General features: G+C 44.9%; 19 protein-coding genes. 12 read left to right on the forward strand and 7 right to left on the reverse strand.

The window, feature by feature from the left end; all coding sequences use genetic code 11:
- Positions 1 to 300: 300 nt before the first annotated feature.
- Together WJM94_RS22795 and WJM94_RS22800 are read right to left on the reverse strand one after the other, a co-directional pair.
- Positions 301 to 897 carry a tRNA-uridine aminocarboxypropyltransferase gene (locus WJM94_RS22795; protein WP_444496455.1) on the reverse strand — a complete coding sequence of 199 codons (597 nt, stop codon included), beginning with the start codon at positions 895 to 897 and terminating at the stop codon, positions 301 to 303.
- Positions 897 to 2,447, reverse strand: coding sequence for a COG3650 family protein (locus tag WJM94_RS22800; RefSeq protein WP_444496456.1), 1,551 nt, complete (start codon positions 2,445 to 2,447; stop codon positions 897 to 899). The genes WJM94_RS22795 and WJM94_RS22800 overlap by 1 nt, the downstream gene beginning before the upstream one ends.
- Before the next feature lie 47 nt (positions 2,448 to 2,494).
- Here WJM94_RS22800 and WJM94_RS22805 point away from each other — a divergent pair, with 47 nt between their 5' ends.
- Complete coding sequence (locus tag WJM94_RS22805; RefSeq protein ID WP_444496457.1) at positions 2,495 to 2,974, forward strand: EVE domain-containing protein; 480 nt, start codon at positions 2,495 to 2,497, stop codon at positions 2,972 to 2,974.
- Positions 2,975 to 3,018: 44 nt separating this feature from the next.
- Here WJM94_RS22805 and WJM94_RS22810 read toward each other — a convergent pair whose 3' ends face one another.
- Both WJM94_RS22810 and WJM94_RS22815 read right to left on the reverse strand, forming a co-directional pair.
- Positions 3,019 to 3,855 (reverse strand): Cof-type HAD-IIB family hydrolase, encoded by an 837-nt coding sequence (locus WJM94_RS22810; protein ID WP_444496458.1) that lies wholly within the window; start codon positions 3,853 to 3,855, stop codon positions 3,019 to 3,021.
- A gap of 194 nt (positions 3,856 to 4,049) precedes the next feature.
- Positions 4,050 to 5,051 carry an alpha/beta fold hydrolase gene (locus tag WJM94_RS22815; protein ID WP_444496459.1) on the reverse strand — a complete coding sequence of 334 codons (1,002 nt, stop codon included), beginning with the start codon at positions 5,049 to 5,051 and terminating at the stop codon, positions 4,050 to 4,052.
- 65 nt (positions 5,052 to 5,116) lie between these two features.
- On the opposite strand from WJM94_RS22815, the gene rhtB reads away from it, so the two are divergent.
- From rhtB to WJM94_RS22850, 7 genes are all read left to right on the forward strand, one after another.
- On the forward strand, positions 5,117 to 5,734 hold the full coding sequence (gene rhtB / locus WJM94_RS22820) for a homoserine/homoserine lactone efflux protein (protein WP_444496460.1): 618 nt from the start codon (positions 5,117 to 5,119) through the stop codon (positions 5,732 to 5,734).
- 27 nt (positions 5,735 to 5,761) lie between these two features.
- Complete coding sequence (locus WJM94_RS22825; RefSeq protein WP_444496461.1) at positions 5,762 to 6,985, forward strand: EAL and HDOD domain-containing protein; 1,224 nt, start codon at positions 5,762 to 5,764, stop codon at positions 6,983 to 6,985.
- Positions 6,986 to 7,078: 93 nt separating this feature from the next.
- Complete coding sequence (locus tag WJM94_RS22830) at positions 7,079 to 7,414, forward strand: metalloregulator ArsR/SmtB family transcription factor (protein ID WP_444496462.1); 336 nt, start codon at positions 7,079 to 7,081, stop codon at positions 7,412 to 7,414.
- A gap of 51 nt (positions 7,415 to 7,465) precedes the next feature.
- The gene (locus tag WJM94_RS22835) at positions 7,466 to 8,467 is read left to right on the forward strand and encodes an ArsJ-associated glyceraldehyde-3-phosphate dehydrogenase (protein ID WP_444496463.1); all 1,002 of its coding nucleotides are present in this window, start codon (positions 7,466 to 7,468) and stop codon (positions 8,465 to 8,467) included.
- A 12-nt stretch (positions 8,468 to 8,479) separates the two neighbouring features.
- Positions 8,480 to 8,974 carry a cyclin-dependent kinase inhibitor 3 family protein gene (locus WJM94_RS22840; protein ID WP_444496464.1) on the forward strand — a complete coding sequence of 165 codons (495 nt, stop codon included), beginning with the start codon at positions 8,480 to 8,482 and terminating at the stop codon, positions 8,972 to 8,974.
- Between the two features lie 255 nt (positions 8,975 to 9,229).
- A complete protein-coding gene (gene arsJ, locus WJM94_RS22845) occupies positions 9,230 to 10,447 on the forward strand; it encodes an organoarsenical effux MFS transporter ArsJ (RefSeq protein WP_444496465.1) in 1,218 nt (405 codons plus the stop codon).
- Positions 10,448 to 10,712: 265 nt separating this feature from the next.
- Positions 10,713 to 11,726: an acyltransferase gene (locus WJM94_RS22850; protein ID WP_444496466.1), complete on the forward strand. Its 1,014-nt coding sequence runs from the start codon at positions 10,713 to 10,715 to the stop codon at positions 11,724 to 11,726.
- Between the two features lies 1 nt (position 11,727).
- Here WJM94_RS22850 and WJM94_RS22855 read toward each other — a convergent pair whose 3' ends face one another.
- Positions 11,728 to 12,057 (reverse strand): DUF2500 domain-containing protein, encoded by a 330-nt coding sequence (locus WJM94_RS22855; RefSeq protein WP_444496467.1) that lies wholly within the window; start codon positions 12,055 to 12,057, stop codon positions 11,728 to 11,730.
- Between the two features lie 241 nt (positions 12,058 to 12,298).
- Here WJM94_RS22855 and WJM94_RS22860 point away from each other — a divergent pair, with 241 nt between their 5' ends.
- The 3 genes from WJM94_RS22860 to WJM94_RS22870 all read left to right on the forward strand — a co-directional run bounded on the left by WJM94_RS22860 (position 12,299) and on the right by WJM94_RS22870 (position 14,541).
- Positions 12,299 to 12,667 carry a DUF4145 domain-containing protein gene (locus WJM94_RS22860; RefSeq protein WP_444496468.1) on the forward strand — a complete coding sequence of 123 codons (369 nt, stop codon included), beginning with the start codon at positions 12,299 to 12,301 and terminating at the stop codon, positions 12,665 to 12,667.
- 962 nt (positions 12,668 to 13,629) lie between these two features.
- On the forward strand, positions 13,630 to 14,250 hold the full coding sequence (locus tag WJM94_RS22865) for a lysoplasmalogenase (protein WP_444496469.1): 621 nt from the start codon (positions 13,630 to 13,632) through the stop codon (positions 14,248 to 14,250).
- 69 nt (positions 14,251 to 14,319) lie between these two features.
- The gene (locus tag WJM94_RS22870) at positions 14,320 to 14,541 is read left to right on the forward strand and encodes a YecH family metal-binding protein (protein ID WP_444496470.1); all 222 of its coding nucleotides are present in this window, start codon (positions 14,320 to 14,322) and stop codon (positions 14,539 to 14,541) included.
- A 166-nt stretch (positions 14,542 to 14,707) separates the two neighbouring features.
- On the opposite strand, the gene WJM94_RS22875 is transcribed toward WJM94_RS22870, so the two are convergent.
- Positions 14,708 to 14,974, reverse strand: coding sequence for a DUF1145 domain-containing protein (locus WJM94_RS22875; RefSeq protein ID WP_444496471.1), 267 nt, complete (start codon positions 14,972 to 14,974; stop codon positions 14,708 to 14,710).
- A gap of 25 nt (positions 14,975 to 14,999) precedes the next feature.
- Positions 15,000 to 15,599: a 16S rRNA (guanine(966)-N(2))-methyltransferase RsmD gene (rsmD, locus tag WJM94_RS22880; RefSeq protein WP_444496472.1), complete on the reverse strand. Its 600-nt coding sequence runs from the start codon at positions 15,597 to 15,599 to the stop codon at positions 15,000 to 15,002.
- Between the two features lie 223 nt (positions 15,600 to 15,822).
- On the opposite strand from rsmD, the gene ftsY reads away from it, so the two are divergent.
- On the forward strand, positions 15,823 to 17,022 hold the full coding sequence (ftsY, locus tag WJM94_RS22885; protein WP_444496473.1) for a signal recognition particle-docking protein FtsY: 1,200 nt from the start codon (positions 15,823 to 15,825) through the stop codon (positions 17,020 to 17,022).
- The last annotated feature ends 16 nt before the right edge of the window (positions 17,023 to 17,038 follow it).

The following is a 17,038-nucleotide window of genomic DNA, read 5'->3' on the forward strand; positions in this document are numbered from 1 at the left end:
GCAACAACGTTTAGTGTTGTTTCACGTGAAACACGTGTAAAAAGCGTAGCTCAGGCTGTAATGCCGTTCACTTAATAGTTATCGGAATATTCTAGTCTACCGTCATCCTGAACAGCGACGAAGGAGCGTGATTCAGGATCTTCTATCCGAGCACTTTGTTGTCAAAGATATTTCTCTATATTCTCAGCACGCTGATATTAGATTCCTAGTCTCGCTAAGGCTCGCTGGAATGACCCTATAAGAATCGTTAAGTATCTGGCATTAAGCTAAGTTCGCGCTTTCTAATCTCACTGCTCAATATTATTGCTTCAGTGCATGTCCACTTTTTTCTGCCTGAAAGGTAGCAATATAGTGAGTAAAGAAATCCTGCATCTGCTGCTGATTATCTTCTTCACCTAACTGTCCCAGTAACTGCGCAGCGATTTCAAAAGTGCATAAGTTGCCTTGCTGCTGATTGCGGCGCAGCTGATAATGCGAGTCTCCCTGTGTGGATAGCCCCATCATTGGAACGCCCTCCAGCCAACGGCTTTTATTGATCATCTTACGCGCCTCTTGCCAGGTGGCATCCAAAATAATAAACAACGGTTTTTTACTTTGTTGCTGACTTTGCTCCATGACTTGGTCTAATGTCAGGCTCTCTTCACTCGGAAACAGCAACACTGGATAGAGACTTGCGTCTTCAAGGCGAATCATCAACGCTTGTGGTGGCAGTTTTCGATCCCAAACGGCTTGTTCCACATTCAGTTGGCATTGCTGCAGTAGTTTACCTGTGTTGGTATCTCGCGAGAGTTCATTCGGGTGCATCAATAATAACAACGCATGCTCACTGGCGAGTTTAGGTAACAGTGAGCAAATGCAGTTGAAGCGAAAACTGCAGTCTGGGCATGGCTGCGACATTACAAACGGACTCCTTCGCGAACAGGGCTGATGCCATCTGAAAACAGACGGACACCACTAACTTGTTTGGGCGTTGCCTGTGGAGCCATGCTTGGGTTGATTGGGTAGCTGACACCAGTGTATTGCATGACGTTTTGAGCGGGTGTTGCTCCACCGCCACTGACATTAAAAATCAGGTCGCGCCAGCCATGTGAAGTTTGTTGGCCCAACATAATCGGACTCTGCACTAAGGTAATGCGGCTGTTGAAGCGCCACTCTTTTTGATGATTCTCAAACACCAGTAAAGTACAACCACCAGAACCACACCAATCGAATTGTACCAACAACTCTTCGTCGCCATCCCCATTCAGGTCGTAGGTCAGCCAGCGGTACTGATTGTTACTTGGGTTGGTTTGGTTAATAAAGAAGTAATTGCGCACGGCGGCATCGACCTTGGAATCGAAGTCAGCACTGGACGGGATGTCAGCACTGCCGATGGGATTGTTGGTGCGTTCTGGAGTGGCTTGCTGAGTGCCAGTTTGACGCACTGCCGCCGGGTACAACACCAAGCCGCCGTCGGCGATTGGGTAAACCATATCGCCGACTTTTTCTTGTGTGGCTTTGAGCTGATTTCCTTCACGGCTGAAAAGTCGCTCTGATTTTAAATGTTGTTGCTGGTGGTGAGTCATCACGACCTGTACCTGCGATGGGCTTAATTGTTGCCAGTAACCACGTTCAATCAGTGGTGCTTGCCCATCTGAATAGCTGTATTGAGTTGTGGCGCTATGATCAGGTTTTAAGGTCATCTGCACCTCGAATCCTTGCGATTTGGTTGAGGTAGCTACATAAGTGTTTGCCCATTCCAGCGTCGCGTCGACATTCGCCGCCATACCGCAACCCTGATACGTTATACCATCGTTTTTCAGCGTCGCTTTCCAGCCATAAATGGAGTCACTCATGGTGTCTGAGCAGAGATTTTCCGTCATTCGCAATTCACCATCAGCGAGTTGGTAAGTGCGTTGACGAGACTGTAGCTGACGGCCTTCAATCGCTAACATTTTGGTTGGCTTACCCGGTTGCTGAAATTGTAGCGCATCTGATTCAAAGCTTGCTGACCAGAATGGTTCATTACCAAAAACTCGGGTAGGTTTGCTGCTCTGACTGCAGCGGTCAGGGTTCTCGCTAGTGAGGAAGTTAACCTGTTCAACGACAAAGTTCGCGTCGAAGTCGGCAGAAAAACCGTCGATGCCAGGAGGATTCAGGTAGCCAATCATTTCACCATACATGTTTTGATACGGTTCGTTATTTAACGATAGTGCGCGCTGAATTTGTTGGGGTGACAGTTGCAGCCAATACTGTTTATCGCTGCCACATGGCATGATGTACTGACTTTCATGGCCGATGACGACGCTACCACGTAGCATAAAGGTTTGAGGTTGAATGGTTTCAGGCTTATCTAAAGATGCTGGTGGTGAGGTTGGAGCCTCTTCGCCGGATTGCGGCGGTTGCGAGCTACATGCTTGCAGAACCAGCAGAGTGGCGAGGGCCACTGGGTTTTTCAAAGCCTTCATGGTATATCTTCCTCATTATTGTTACTCAATTGGCATCGGATGGCATTATGGCATATTGGTTATTTAAAACTGAACCAGATACCTTTTCTATTGACACGCTTAGAACACAAAAGGTTTCATGTTGGGAGGGAGTTCGTAATTATCAAGCGCGCAACATGATGCGTGATCAGGTGAAGTTGGGTGATTCAGTCATGATTTACCATTCGTCGTGTAAAAACGTCGGGGTAGCAGGAATTGCTAAAGTGGTACGTGAAGCGTATCCGGACCATTTCCAATTTGATCCCGAAAGCGATTGTTACGACCCGAAATCAGACCCGGCGAATCCTCGCTGGGTCATGGTCGATATTGAATTCGTACGTAAAACAGAGCGTGTGATTCCGTTATCAGTATTGAAGGCGATGCCGGAGCTGGAGAACATGCCTTTGGTAAAACGCGGAAATCGCTTATCGATTATGCCGGTGACAGAGGAAGAGTGGGAAGCGATCCTTGGTCGGGAGAAATTACCCAGTCAGCGCTCAACCAGATAAGATAAAAAAGGGCTGCATCATGCAGCCCTTCGCGTTTTCTTCGATTATTGCACGTCTAATAACAGATGTTTTTGCAGGTAACGAGCAACCGCATCTTCGGCGTTACTGCCAATGACTTCATTGTTTGGTAGTGCTTTCATCACTTTTTCGTGTGCGGTGCCCATCACCAAACCTTTACCTGCCATCGATAACATTTCTACGTCGTTCATGCCGTCACCAAATGCAAGGCAGTTTTTTAATGTCAGTCCCAGTGATTCTGCGATGGCTAGCAAGGCATGACCTTTAGACACTTCTCCGTTCATCACTTCTAAGCACCAAGGTGTGGAGAAGGCGATGTTCAGCTTGTCTCCAAACTGCTCACGCAACTTAGTTTCAAACGCCACCAGACGCTCATGATCTTTTCCAGCATGAGTAAAGAAAATTTTAGCGATCCCCTCAGTTGGGGCACGGTCTTGGTCGAATAATTTATAGGTAAACTCTTCGTGGAATTCACGCAGCGTTTCGTCATCTTTATTCATTAACCAGCTGTCATTCTGATACATGTGGATAAGTAGTTCATGATCGTCTTTGATCGTGTCGATCACGCTTTGAACTAACTCTTCCGGTATGTTCTCGCTGTACATCAGATTGTCGTTTTGATCATGTACGCGTGCGCCATTCGAGGTAATCATGTAAGCCGGAATCCCCACCTGAGAACGAATACCTGCGACATCTACGTGGTGACGTCCTGTTGCAAAGACAAAGGTGTAGCCCATTTCATGCAGTGTTCGTAGCGTCATCTTTGAGTAAGCGCTGAGCAGATGGTCTGGTGCGAGTAAGGTGCCATCCAGATCTGAGGCAACGATTTTAGTGATCTCTTTGCAAGGTAGCGATGTGCCCATGAAGTCCTCGTATACGGTTTGGATAGGGTGAAATAAGTTTTGAGTGCAAACGGAGTACAGCAGATTGACTAGATCATGCTGCTCCGAATGCGGGGAACTGTGAAGCAGTGTACGTCAAAATAAGGATGAAAAAGAGGGTAAATCGCTTAACAGACATTTCCTCTTTAAATCCTTTATGGTCAAGGATCGCTTTGCTATTGATTTGAAGCCGATTCAGGGTCGTTCATAAAGCGGAAGATCGCATCCAGAGCCTGGTTACGGTACTTATCGGTTTCGAACAAGATTTCATGATGAGCACCTTCGACCGATAACAGTTGGGCATGCGGGTTGGTTTTGCTCAGTTTATCGATAAAACGTGTCTGGGCGAGATTGCTGACGATACGGTCTTTTTCTGCCTGGATAAGTAACACCGGAATTTTGACCTGACGTGTCAATAAGAAGCACTGCTTAGCCGCCATAAGCCCTTGCCATACCCAACGCGTACTTGGTCCGCCGACTTGCAGTTGCGGCATGTCTGAGTAGAGGCTGCGGAACCAATGATAGCGATCATAGCTCTGGCTGAGCAGATTATCTTCAAACGGTTTTGGAAAATAAGGCTGATGACCCGGAGCGTAGCGTGGTAACGGCGAGACTGCTGATAAAATTTGTGTTACAGGGAGCGCAATAGGTGATAAGTACCACGGCAGGTTAATCCCGAACATTGGTGCACTTAAAATCAAACCCGTGAAGTGATGTTTTGCGTGAGTTTGCAGATAACGTGTAGCAATGGCACCGCCCATGGAATGTGCGACGATAAAACATTGCTGGTAGTGGCTGAGATCATGCTTTTTGATCACCACATCCATATCATCAATATAATCTGCGAAATCGTAGACGTGACCCATATCTGAGTCTGACAGCAGGCGATCTGATAAACCTTGCCCACGGTGGTCAAACGAATAGACATCATACCCTTGGCGGTAGAAATCATAGAACAACTCTTGGTATTTCCAGGAAGATTCGATACGTCCGTTGACCACCAGAACGGCTTTTTTGTGTTCAGGGTGGGTGAGCTTGCACCAGTAGATTTTCTTTTTCTCTGTCCCTTTCACAAAGCCTTCTTGGCGACTTTGCCAGAGTTCAGCGATCGGACCACCTATTGCTTGCTCAAATAAATTCTCTTGAGTATAAGTCATAGGTGAATGGTGAGTAGCCATTAGTCGATTACCTGAAGATACATTGTAGACGCAATGTATCATCGAAGAATTAGTGAGGAAATGCAATGGATACCCATGTTTGGTTCGCCTATTTGGTAACTGCAATCGTTTTTAGTCTGGCTCCAGGTTCTGGCACGGTAAACTCGATCAGTAATGGCTTGAGTTACGGCACGCGTAAGTCTCTTGGTGCGATTATGGGGTTGCAAATTGGCTTAGCCATTCACATCGCTATGGTTGGCGCGGGTATTGGTGCGCTGGTGGCACAATCGGCGACGGCATTTACCATCATCAAATGGGTTGGTGCGGCTTATCTTGTCTGGCTTGGTTTTCAGAAATGGCGCGATACCTCTGGTTTGGTGGCAACAGAGAGCCAGAAAGAGATGACTGCTACTGCACTTATGTACAAAGCCATCCTTATCAATTTGACGAACCCAAAATCGATTGTTTTTCTGGTGGCGCTGTTCCCACAGTTTATTGATCCGGCCAAAGACCAGTTGACTCAGCTGTTGGTGCTAGGTGTGACTACGGTTGTGGTTGATTCATGTGTGATGCTTGGCTACACATCACTGGCATCAAAGATGGGCCGTTTTATTCGTTCAGATAAAATTATGGCGAACATAAACAAAGTCTTTGGTTCCATGTTTATGGGATGTGGTGCACTATTGGCGACAGCAAAATCATAAGTCGCTAATAATAGGTCGTTTTTTAGTATGAATACCACGTATGTCGCTCGCCAGCCGATCTTTAATCGTAAAAGACAAACGCTGGGCTATGAACTGCTGTTTCGAGACGGGGAGCACAATGTGTTCCCCGCCCATATTGATGCAGACCGAGCTACATACCGCTTGGTCGTCGAAAACTTTTTATCTGTTGGCATCAATCCGGTGATTGCATCGTCGCGATGCTTCATTAACTTTCCTCATCAGAGTTTGCTGCGCCGTTTGCCGCGAAGTTTGCCGAAACATAAAATCGTCGTCGAAGTGTTAGAAACTTGCCAGCCTACTGATGAGTTGCTTGAGGCCATTCGAGAGTTACATCGAGATGGTTATCTGATCGCGCTGGACGACTTTACTTTAACGCCAGAGTGGTGCCGTTTTTTGCCCTACGTACATATCGTGAAACTCGATATTATGGCCATGGGATTAGAGGCTGCCTGCGAGTTGGTCAAAGCGCAGCTGGAAAAACCGGTCAAATACCATTTTCTTGCAGAGCGTGTGGAGACTGAAGAGGAATTTAACCAGACAAAAGCGGCGGGGTTTAAGTTCTTTCAAGGCTACTTCTTTAGTAAGCCTATGATTTCTAAAACCAGTTATGTGAGCCCAGAGCAAGTTCTGGCACTGCAGCTATTTCGTGAAGTGTGTTCGCCGGAGCCAGATTTCCAGCGTATTGAAGGCATCATTACTCAGGATGTGGCGCTGTCGTATAAGCTGTTGCGTTTTGTGAACACGCAAGCAAGCAAACTAGAAGTGGAGATCCGTTCGTTTCGTCAGGCATTGATTTACCTTGGTCAAGACAACCTCAAGCAGTTCGTCTCGCTAATCGTTGCGTCTTATGTTTCGACCAACAAGCCGAGAGAGCTTTTTCATCTCTCGCTTCAACGTGCACAATTTTGTCAATTGATGTCTCGTTACCAACCGTTTTCTCATCTCAATGAGCAAGGCTTTATGGTGGGCTTATTGTCTATCTTGGATGCTATGCTCGATCTATCTATTGAATCACTGGTTAAGCAATTGCCACTCAGTGAACCTGTCCAGCAAGCACTGCTGCATCGCAAAGGTGAGTATGGTGCACTTATTTCTCTTGAAGAGTGCTATGAGCGTGCAGACTGGTCCGGAGTGGAAAAGTTTTCTAATCTGCTGGGCCTTCCTTTCGAACACGTAAAATCCTCTTTAGGTGAAGCCGTCCGCTGGAGTCAAAGCATTACCAACGCCTAGTATTAAACTTTTATGAAGGCGAGAGCTGAGCTCTTGACGCTTTGACGGATTTAAATAAACATATACGCATATCCATATATAGGTATGTTTACTATGCTTCCACATCAGTTTTTCAAGCTTTTATCCGATGAGACTCGAGTGCGTTGTTTAATGCTGGTGGCTCGTGAGGGAGAGATCTGCGTGGGTGACTTAGTGCTTGCGCTGCAGGAAAGTCAGCCGAAAATTTCTCGCCATCTGGCGCAGTTACGTGCCAATGGCATTCTGGTTGATAAGCGTCAGGGACAGTGGGTGTATTACGAGTTGTCGCAGGATCTTCCGGGATGGATGAGAAAGGTGATCGACGATTTAGTGGCATCAAACTGTTTGAAGCAAGAGTACCAGCAAGATATTTCGCGTCTGCACGATAAAAATCGTGAGGCCTGCTGCTAACAGCAAACAACGGATAGAAACTCAACGTAGAAGATTTTAAGGTAGACAATTATGACGATTAAAGTAGGGATTAACGGTTTTGGCCGTATCGGTCGTTTAGCACTACGCGCCGCATTTGATTGGCCAGAGCTAGAGTTTGTACAGATTAATGATGTTGCGGGTGATGCGGCAACACTGGGTCATTTACTGGAGTTCGATTCGGTTCAGGGTCGTTGGCATCATGAAGTTCAGGTTGAAGGCAACGAACTGATCATTGATGGCAAGCGTATTGTGACTACGCAGCATCGCGATATCGATGCAGTACATTGGTCTGGCTGTGATGTCGTGATTGAAGCAACAGGCGTGCATCGTAAAACATCGTACTTAGATCAGTATCTAGACCAAGGTGTTAAGCGAGTAGTGGTGAGTGCGCCAGTAAAAGAAGAAGGCATTGCAAACATCGTTGTGGGTGTGAACGACCACATTTTCGACCCTGAAAAACACCGCATTGTTACGGCAGCATCTTGTACCACCAACTGTATCGCGCCTGTGGTGAAAGTGATTCATGAGAAGCTTGGTATCGAGCAGTCTTCTTTCACAACCATTCACGATTTGACCAACACGCAAACTATTCTGGATGCACCACATAAAGACCTTCGTCGTGCTCGCGCTTGTGGCATGAGTTTGATTCCAACCACGACAGGTAGCGCAACGGCGATTGTTGAAATTTTCCCTGATCTGAAAGGCAAAATTAACGGCCATGCAGTACGTGTTCCTTTAGCGAATGCTTCACTGACCGACATCATCTTCGATGTGAAACGCGATACCACAGTAGAAGAGGTAAATGCACTGCTGAAAGAAGCGTCTGAAGGTGAACTGAAAGGAATCCTTGGTTTTGAAGAGCGTCCGTTGGTATCGATTGATTACAAAGGTGACCAGCGCTCAACGATCGTCGACGCACAATCAACCATGGTAGTGGGCTCGCGTATGGTGAAGATTTACGCGTGGTATGACAATGAAATGGGTTACGCAACACGTACAGCAGAGTTAGTACGTAATGTTGGTCTGGCATAAAGAGGTTTGAACATGTCTCATCCTACATGGCAATTAGAGTTAGAGTCTGGCGCGTTGGTGTTGACGCCTTGCCCGGGTACCAAAGATGTTGCACTACAAGCATCACTAGAGCAATTGAAAGAGCAGGGCGTTCAGGCCGTGGTGACTGCATTGGATAACACAGAACTGGCGGCAAAAAACGTCTCCGAACTGGGTGCAATCACTCAACAGCTGGGAATGAAATGGTTCCAGATCGAGATTGAAGATGATTGTGCGCCAGATGACGCATTTGCGGCGAAATGGCAGCAAGCAAGCCCTGAACTACACGCAATTTTGGCTCAAGGCGGTAAGGTTGCAATGCACTGCATGGGCGGTTCTGGTCGCACAGGTCTTTTTGCTGCGCACTTACTGCTTGAGAAAGAGTGGGCACTAGAAGATATCGTGCGTGAAGTGCAGGCATTGCGTCCTGGCGCATTTACTAAACCAGTGCAAGTTGAGTACATCGAGCGCGTTGCTCAAGGTAATTGATCAGCTGATATGGCTTTTGGAACATCATGATCCAAAAGCCCTTATTCAGTCAGCTTAGCACATGTTTTTATATATAAATAAAACTTAGATTGTATTTATATGTTTGATTTTAAATAAGCTTTCTCTGTTTTAATTAAAGCTGGCTGAAATTGCACGCTTGCACCAATATCAATAGAAAAGTATTGGTGTTCAGGTTATACAGTATTTGGAACATCATGATCCAAATGCTCTTATTGCTGTACATCTGAGGTCAAAATGATTTCACAACTGAGCAAAAGTATCCGTCAGTACATGCTGGTGACGTTTAATTATTGGAACTTTACGGTTACCGATGGCGCATTACGGATGCTGGTGGTGCTTTATTTTCATGATTTGGGTTACTCAACTCTGGCTATCGCGTCTCTTTTCCTTTTCTATGAATTTTTTGGCGTTGTAACGAACCTGATTGGTGGTTGGTTAGGGGCGAGACTAGGCCTGAATAAAACCATGAATATCGGTCTTGCCATGCAAGTCTTTGCGTTGTTGATGCTTGCCGTGCCAAGTGCTTGGTTGACTATCCCTTGGGTTATGGCAGCACAGGCGTTTTCAGGTATTGCTAAAGATCTGAATAAAATGAGTGCGAAGAGTGCGATCAAAACCTTAGTGCCAGATGAGCAGCAAGGTGCGCTGTATAAATGGGTAGCTATTTTGACCGGTTCGAAGAATGCCCTGAAAGGTGCAGGCTTCTTTGTGGGTGGTTTATTACTGTCTTGGGTGGGCTTCCAGAATTCCATGTTCATTATGGCGGCGGTTCTGGCAGTGGTGTTCGTTTGCAGCATGATCTGGTTAGAAGCTGATATGGGCAAAGCGAAAAGTAAACCTAAGTTTCGCCATATTTTTTCCAAATCAGAGTCAGTGAATATCTTATCGGCCGCTCGTATGTTCCTGTTCGGAGCCCGTGATGTTTGGTTTGTGGTCGCTCTGCCTGTATATCTGGGTAGTGTATTTGGTTGGGATCACTTGTGGGTGGGTGGTTTCTTAGCTGCATGGGTGATCGCGTATGGCTTTGTGCAAGGTTTTGCGCCACGCATTACGGGTAAAGCCCAAGGTCGCGTACCTGATGGTAGTGCAGCGCTGATTTGGGCAGGAATACTGGCTCTAATCACTGGTGGCATCGCTTATGGCGTTCAGGTTGGCTGGCAACCAGAAGTTGTGATTGTTGTTGGCTTGATGATTTTTGGTGCGGTATTTGCGATTAACTCTTCGCTTCATTCATACCTGATAGTCAGTTACGCCAAAGGGGACGGTGTGTCGCTGGATGTTGGCTTCTATTACATGGCGAATGCAATGGGACGTTTAATCGGTACTGTGCTGTCAGGCTGGATTTATCAGGAAGCCGGATTAGCGGCTTGTTTGTGGGTCTCTTTCGCGTTCCTGGCTTTGACCACCGTGATTTCAATTAAGTTGCCGAAAGCCAAAGTCGCCACGGCTTAAGCTATACCTCTCGATTGTTCAAAGGGCTCCTTATGTGGAGCCCTTTTTGTCTCTCTAATTCTTCGTCTTGCTGGTTTAGCACTGACTTTCTCTACGACTTTTAGTCTCCGCTATCGTAATAGACGAAAACCTGATATTTGGCAGGGAAGTTGGATTAACGTGTTGTTATTGAGTTAAAAATAAGCAAAAACAGTCTGTTAAATATTCCACTCATCGGAAATTACCCTATGCTTTAAACGATAAGCGACTCAAGGTGGGAAGATGTATGAGAGAAAGGGTTCTGTTTTTTGATCTATTGCGCTGCGTGGCGGCAGTCGCAGTGATCGCTATTCATGTCTTAGCGCCTTATCGTAATGAATTGGGTGTGATTCCCTTCGATCAATGGTTAACGGCAGTTGGTGTCAATAGTTCTACCCGATGGGCGGTACCTGTTTTTATCCTGATCACCGGAGCTTTAATGCTCAGTGATACCCGGCCGTTTGATGGCAAGTACTATATAAAAAGACGCTTGGGTAAGGTTTTGATTCCTTTCCTCATTTGGTCGGTGTTTTATGCTTATCTATCCGGTTGGACGGTTCAGGGCTTTGACTTTGAAACGGTCAAAGAGGTACTGAGCAATAGTGTTCATCATGAAACTTATTATCACCTGGGCTTTTTCTATTATTTTATTCCGCTTTATTTGGTGATTCCGTTGTTTCAGTGGATGGTACGAAATGTTGACGATAATGTAGTCTATACGTACCTGGCATTCTGGCTTTTCACTAGCACGTTATTCCTATTCAAAATAGATGGCCCTTGGAGCAATCAAATCTGGCTCTATATGGGGTATCTGCCTCTTGGTTTTGTTCTGTACCAAAAACTTCCTTTGCAACGTTCGGTTGTGACTTTGTTTACTGGATTAGGTCTTGTGGCATTGGTAGTGACTTTTACTATGGTGGTGACGAACAGTTTAGAAGCAGAGAAATACACGGTAGGGCGTTGGCTTTCATACAAAACACTTAACGTGATTTTAGCAGCATCAATGATTTTTATGCTGGTCCGTTATTTTGGAGAAGGATTATCGCCGAAGGTTCAAAAAGTGGTGAGCTTTATTAGCCAGCACAGCTTAGGAATTTATTTGCTTCACCCCATTTTCTTATGGCCCATGAAAGAGTTCGGTTGGTATGAAGGGCATCCGATATGGGTTATCCCTTTGTGGATACTCTTGAGTGGAGCTGGAGCCTTGGCGATGAGTTATTTGTTCTCTCGTTCGGACAAGACTCGTTGGTTATTGCCTTAAATTAGCGCTTAAGGGCGAAATGGAGAAACTTATCGCCGCGGTAAGTCAATGTACCTTTATCGCCCGGATTCAGTGCGTGGTAGTAGTGGACACCAATTTGGAACTCACGTTTAGGACCAATAGAACCACGCTGAACGTAAATCCAATACTCTTGATCATCTTGTCCCGGCTTGGCATCCGGAACCTCGATCGCTTGTTTATCTAAAATGGTTACTTGTACACATTGCTCGGGGGCCTCTTCGCCAACGTAGTGTTTGCTGTAGAAGCGGAAGAAAACCCAGGCCCCAAGAGTAATCAGGGCGATAAGAGCCAAAATAAGAGGGGTTGGCATGATGACCTCCAATATATCAATCACGACTATTTTACAGAACTCCCCGATTAAACTCTGAGTTGAGACAAACTATTCGCGATCTATCAAAAGACGGTAGGATTTTATTCGGCGCAGTTCACGGTTTATATGCGTGCAAGGGCACAATTTGAATTGAAAGTAGTACTTAACCGCTCGAAAAAGCTCTAAATTTATAGAAGAATAAAATGAATAATAAAGAAAGAGTCAAGTGAGGAGGGTTACGATGTCAGATATTGAAAAAGTAGTCATGCGTACCCGAACGATCGAAAAACTTTTGCGCACTCAATATCATGCAGAAGGGAAAGGGTTACACCAGCTTATCAATAGCTGTGAAGAACGGTTACCACATGACGTAATCGCAAAGCTGCGTTATATCGCTACCATACGTAATAAGATTGTTCACGAAGAAGATTTTAAACTGGATGATCGAAAGAATTTTATGGCGGTATGCGATGATTGTGAAAAAGAGCTGACACCGAGAAGCTCACGCTTTATTTGGCGGGCTGCAATTTTGTTAATGGCGTTGATCACGCTTGCTGCTCTTGGTTTTTACTACATGCACTGGGACATACTGTCTAAACACATTCAGTAGCACTGATAAAGTTAAAATAAAAAAGGACGCTATTGCGTCCTTTTTTATTTTTAATCAGTAGCTTAGTACATCAGTGGTAGTGTCATTAAACCCACAACCACTGCAATCATTACCAGCCCTTGTTTTTGAGAAGATGAAATCATAACACTACCCCTTAATCTTGATGAACTCTATGAAGCTAATATAGCACTCTTTTTTTGGTTTGATCAACGTATCTTGTGAAAACTTTTTAAAACTTACAGTTAACTAACCTGTTTTGCGTGAAATTTACTAATTAAACAGTGTTTTTTGGTTTGTTCTTAAAGTGTCCTGTTTGTTCTTTTATTACCCTTATTTCAGATAACTGTTTGATTTTTATGTGTAAGAATTGGATTACATATTGTTTAATTATTGTTTTTTGTATCTTGTCTGGGGTTCGGATAGCATTTGGTTTGTGTTTCTCAAAAACTGAGAAATATCACATCATTTTCGATAACTCCCAATCGGGAAGTGAGTTAAAAAAAATGAATTTCTTATATGATGAGAAAAACTCGGTGAGAAAAGGGCTTGGAAAGTATTGGTGGTGTTAACTCTGGTTTTAGTGGTTTGGTTTGATTTATATTCTTATATATCATCATGTTATTTGTGGTGATTGATAATTTTATTATCTATTATTTTGCGTTTATATAAGATTTTTCTTTAATATAGTTCACGATTTTCCGCTATCTTATGTCGTACTTAGGTACTTTTATTGTTTATGCTTGTTCTTTGCTCGTATTGATGGATGAGTAAGCAAGTTGATTTTTTAAATAGCACTTTAGATGTGTTGAGCTGAGTTTTATTTGTTTGTGTATTTTGTTGATTTTAAGAGAAGGTTAATTGCCTCGAATCGCTAGCGAGATCCAACTTTCGTAGATTGTGTCTTTACATCAAAATTGGTCTACCTAGACTAGCGGCGAGTTTTAGTAAAAGGTATGTACAGCATGTGGAGTTGGCTGGCTATTGGGCTATCAGGTGTGTATTCCGTGTTGGGGGCAAAACAAGCCAACCCGACACAATCTCTCGTATTTAAAATCTTTACTCTGTTACTCCTTCTCGTCCTGGTATTAACCCAAGGGGCGCATGCAGCTTATTCCTATTGGATTGCTGCTGGATTGGGCGTTTCCATACTTGCAGATACGTTGCATTCGTTGCGCACTAGTAAGCTGATTTACTTCTGTTCTTACTTGGTCGCGCAAGTTTGTTATAGCAAGTCGTTCTGGATGCAGTTTGAAGGGGAAATTATTTGGTGGCTTTTGGCCTTACTGTTAGCGGCTAGTATCGTGGCGTTTTTTTTGTTGTTACCGCAACTCGACTCTTTGGTTTTTCCGGTTGTAATTATGGGCATGATGCTGGTGCAAATGGCTTGGGCGGCCGGAGAGGTTTGGCTGCAGTCTCCAAGCTATTCGAATGCGATTGGCTTCGGTGGCACTATGGTAATGACTTACTCGGCCCTGGCCTATGCGATCCACGGTTATCGTAAACCCATGAAGCGTGCCTACGTATGGGTAAGTGGGAGCTATTTTATGGCGCATGCGCTCATCGTTGCTTCCATTATTTACTAACCTAGGTCAAAGCAGTGTAAGGCGTTTTCTGTAAACTGATCGTATTCAATATGATGACTGGAGTCGATGATGAGTAACATTCATGGCCATGACCTGCTAAACCTGCTTCATGAAACCCCGATGAATCGTGAAGAGCTTGCAGTGCATTTCGGCTTAGAAACACGCTTTCACACCTGCAAACTGAATGATCTAGATTTAGATTCTTTACTTGAGTTTTTGCTAAAAAGCAAAAAAGTACGTGAAGTTGAAGGTAAGTTTGTCGCTAATATGGAGCGTGTTTGCAATCACTAAGCGGCGAAATCAATGAGCTGAAAGTGGTAGAGCGTCAGATGGGGTGATTGTTGGTGATGATATCAACGCAAATGTCCCCCGACGATTTGAAATGCTATCTCGAATAATAGCCGATAACCAATACAAAACAGCCGCTCTTGTGAGCGGCTGTTTTTTTGTCTGGTACTTACATCATGTGCTTGCGACGAATGTCTAGCAGGGCAAAGATGCCAAAAATAAGGATGGAGTACTTATCCCAACTACTCATTTTTATCTTATCGCCAAATGCGCCGATGAAAATGGCCATTTGCAGACCGTGCATGATGAACAGGAACGCTGTCATGATGTAAAGTGCGATAGCTGCATTACCCGGGAACGGCGTAATAATGTTGATGATCAATACCAACCAAACAAAGGCGATCGCCGCTTTAGCTAAGATGAGTAGTGCTTTCATTTTGGTATCCTTTTATGTAGAAGCATTACGCTGATGTGCGTTCATACAGACGATAACTGACTTGACCGGCCGTTTTTTCTCGGTATAGCTGCCAGCTCTCTGGTAGATCGAGGATATTCAGCTCTTTTTCTGTTTCAATATAAATCATGGCATCTTCGGCAAGCCAGCCATTTTGTTCTAGTAATATTACAGTTTCATCCAGTAAGCCCTTACGGAATGGTGGATCAATAAACACCACATGATGTGGGGTGCCGGTTTGCTTTAAAAAGCTCAGCGCATCGGTATTCACCACCTGGATGTTTGTTGCGTTTAACGACGCCACGTTTTTTTGTAACTGCTGAAAGGCTTGTGGGTTTAATTCAACCATCGTCACTTGTTCTGCCTGGCGCGAGGCGGATTCAAAACCTAAACCACCAGAACCAGCGAACAAGTCAAGACACTTCGCTTGCGGCACATCTTGCGCCAACCAGTTAAACAGCGTTTCTTTCACGCGATCGGTGGTTGGACGTAATCCTTCTGCGTCATGAACCGGGAGTTTTCGGCCTCTCCATAAGCCACTAATAATACGAACGAAGCCCGTTGTTGGCTTTTTTTGTGATGAGTTTTGCTGGCGACGTCTTACCATAGATTTTTTGACCGCTAATAAAGTGATACTATACCCAATCGCCCAGGCGTTGAGCTTGGATACAGCCCAGAATATTCAAGATGACAGAGTGTAACACTAATAAGATTAGATTCACCTAATTGGAAAGTTTTCACATCTTTGTCATTAGCCTTTTTTAGACGGATAATAATCTTGTCAAAAAAGAGTCATTAATAGATAAAAAGATAATCTAGGATAGCCCCAGATGACGGAAAAAAAGAAGCGCGGATTACTTTCGTGGCTAGGTTTTGGTGATGAAGAGCAAAGCCCACAACCAAAAACTGAAGAAACAGTAAAAGAAGAAGCAGTGGATGCACCTTCTGAAGATCAGCAAGCCGAATCGGTGGCTGAACAAGAAGAGCAATTGGTCGTTGAAGAAGAGCCTGAGAAGGCGGAATCTGCCCCAGCAGAAGCAGAAGCAGAAGCAGAAGCAGAAGCAGAAGCCCCGGTTGCGCCTCGTATTCAAGAGCAGGAAAAACCGACCGAAAGCTTCTTCGCTCGTCTAAAACGCAGCTTAAGCCGCACTAAAGCAAATATCGGCGCAGGCTTCTTTGGTCTATTCAGCGGTAAAAAAATCGATGATGACCTGTTTGAGGAGCTGGAAGAGCAACTGCTTATCGCAGATGTGGGCATGAACACCACAACGAAAATCATCAACAACCTGACTGAGAAAGCGTCACGAGGCGATCTTAAAGACGGCGAGGCCCTTTACGGCTTGTTGAAAGAAGAGATGGCAGAGATTCTGTCTAAAGTTGAGCAGCCACTAGAAATCGATAGCAGCAAAACCCCTTACGTTATCCTTATGGTTGGTGTAAACGGTGTGGGTAAAACCACAACTATCGGTAAATTGGCGAAGCAGTTCCAGAATCAGGGTAAGAAAGTGATGCTGGCGGCAGGTGATACTTTCCGTGCAGCAGCGGTAGAACAGCTTCAAGTATGGGGTGAACGTAACAACGTCCCTGTGATTGCTCAACATACTGGCGCTGACAGTGCTTCAGTTATCTATGATGCGATTGAAGCGGCAAAAGCACGTGGTGTGGATGTGGTGATCGCCGATACCGCTGGCCGTCTGCAAAACAAAGCTAACCTGATGGAAGAGTTACGCAAGATTATACGTGTAATGAAGAAGATTGATGACTCTGCACCACACGAGATAATGCTGACGCTTGATGCCGGAACTGGTCAAAATGCGATCAGCCAGGCGAAACTTTTCAGTGACGTTTCACCTATTACTGGTATTACATTAACTAAGCTGGATGGTACAGCGAAAGGTGGTGTAATCTTCGCTATTGCTGATCAGTTTGGTATTCCAATTCGTTACATTGGTGTAGGCGAAGGCATCGAAGATTTGCGTCCGTTTGAAACTCAAGAGTTCATTGACGCACTGTTCAGCCGTGAAGAGTAATTTAAGTTAGAGGAAA

It is taken from the genome of Vibrio sp. YIC-376, assembly GCF_052353105.1.
Lineage (GTDB): Bacteria > Pseudomonadota > Gammaproteobacteria > Enterobacterales > Vibrionaceae > Vibrio.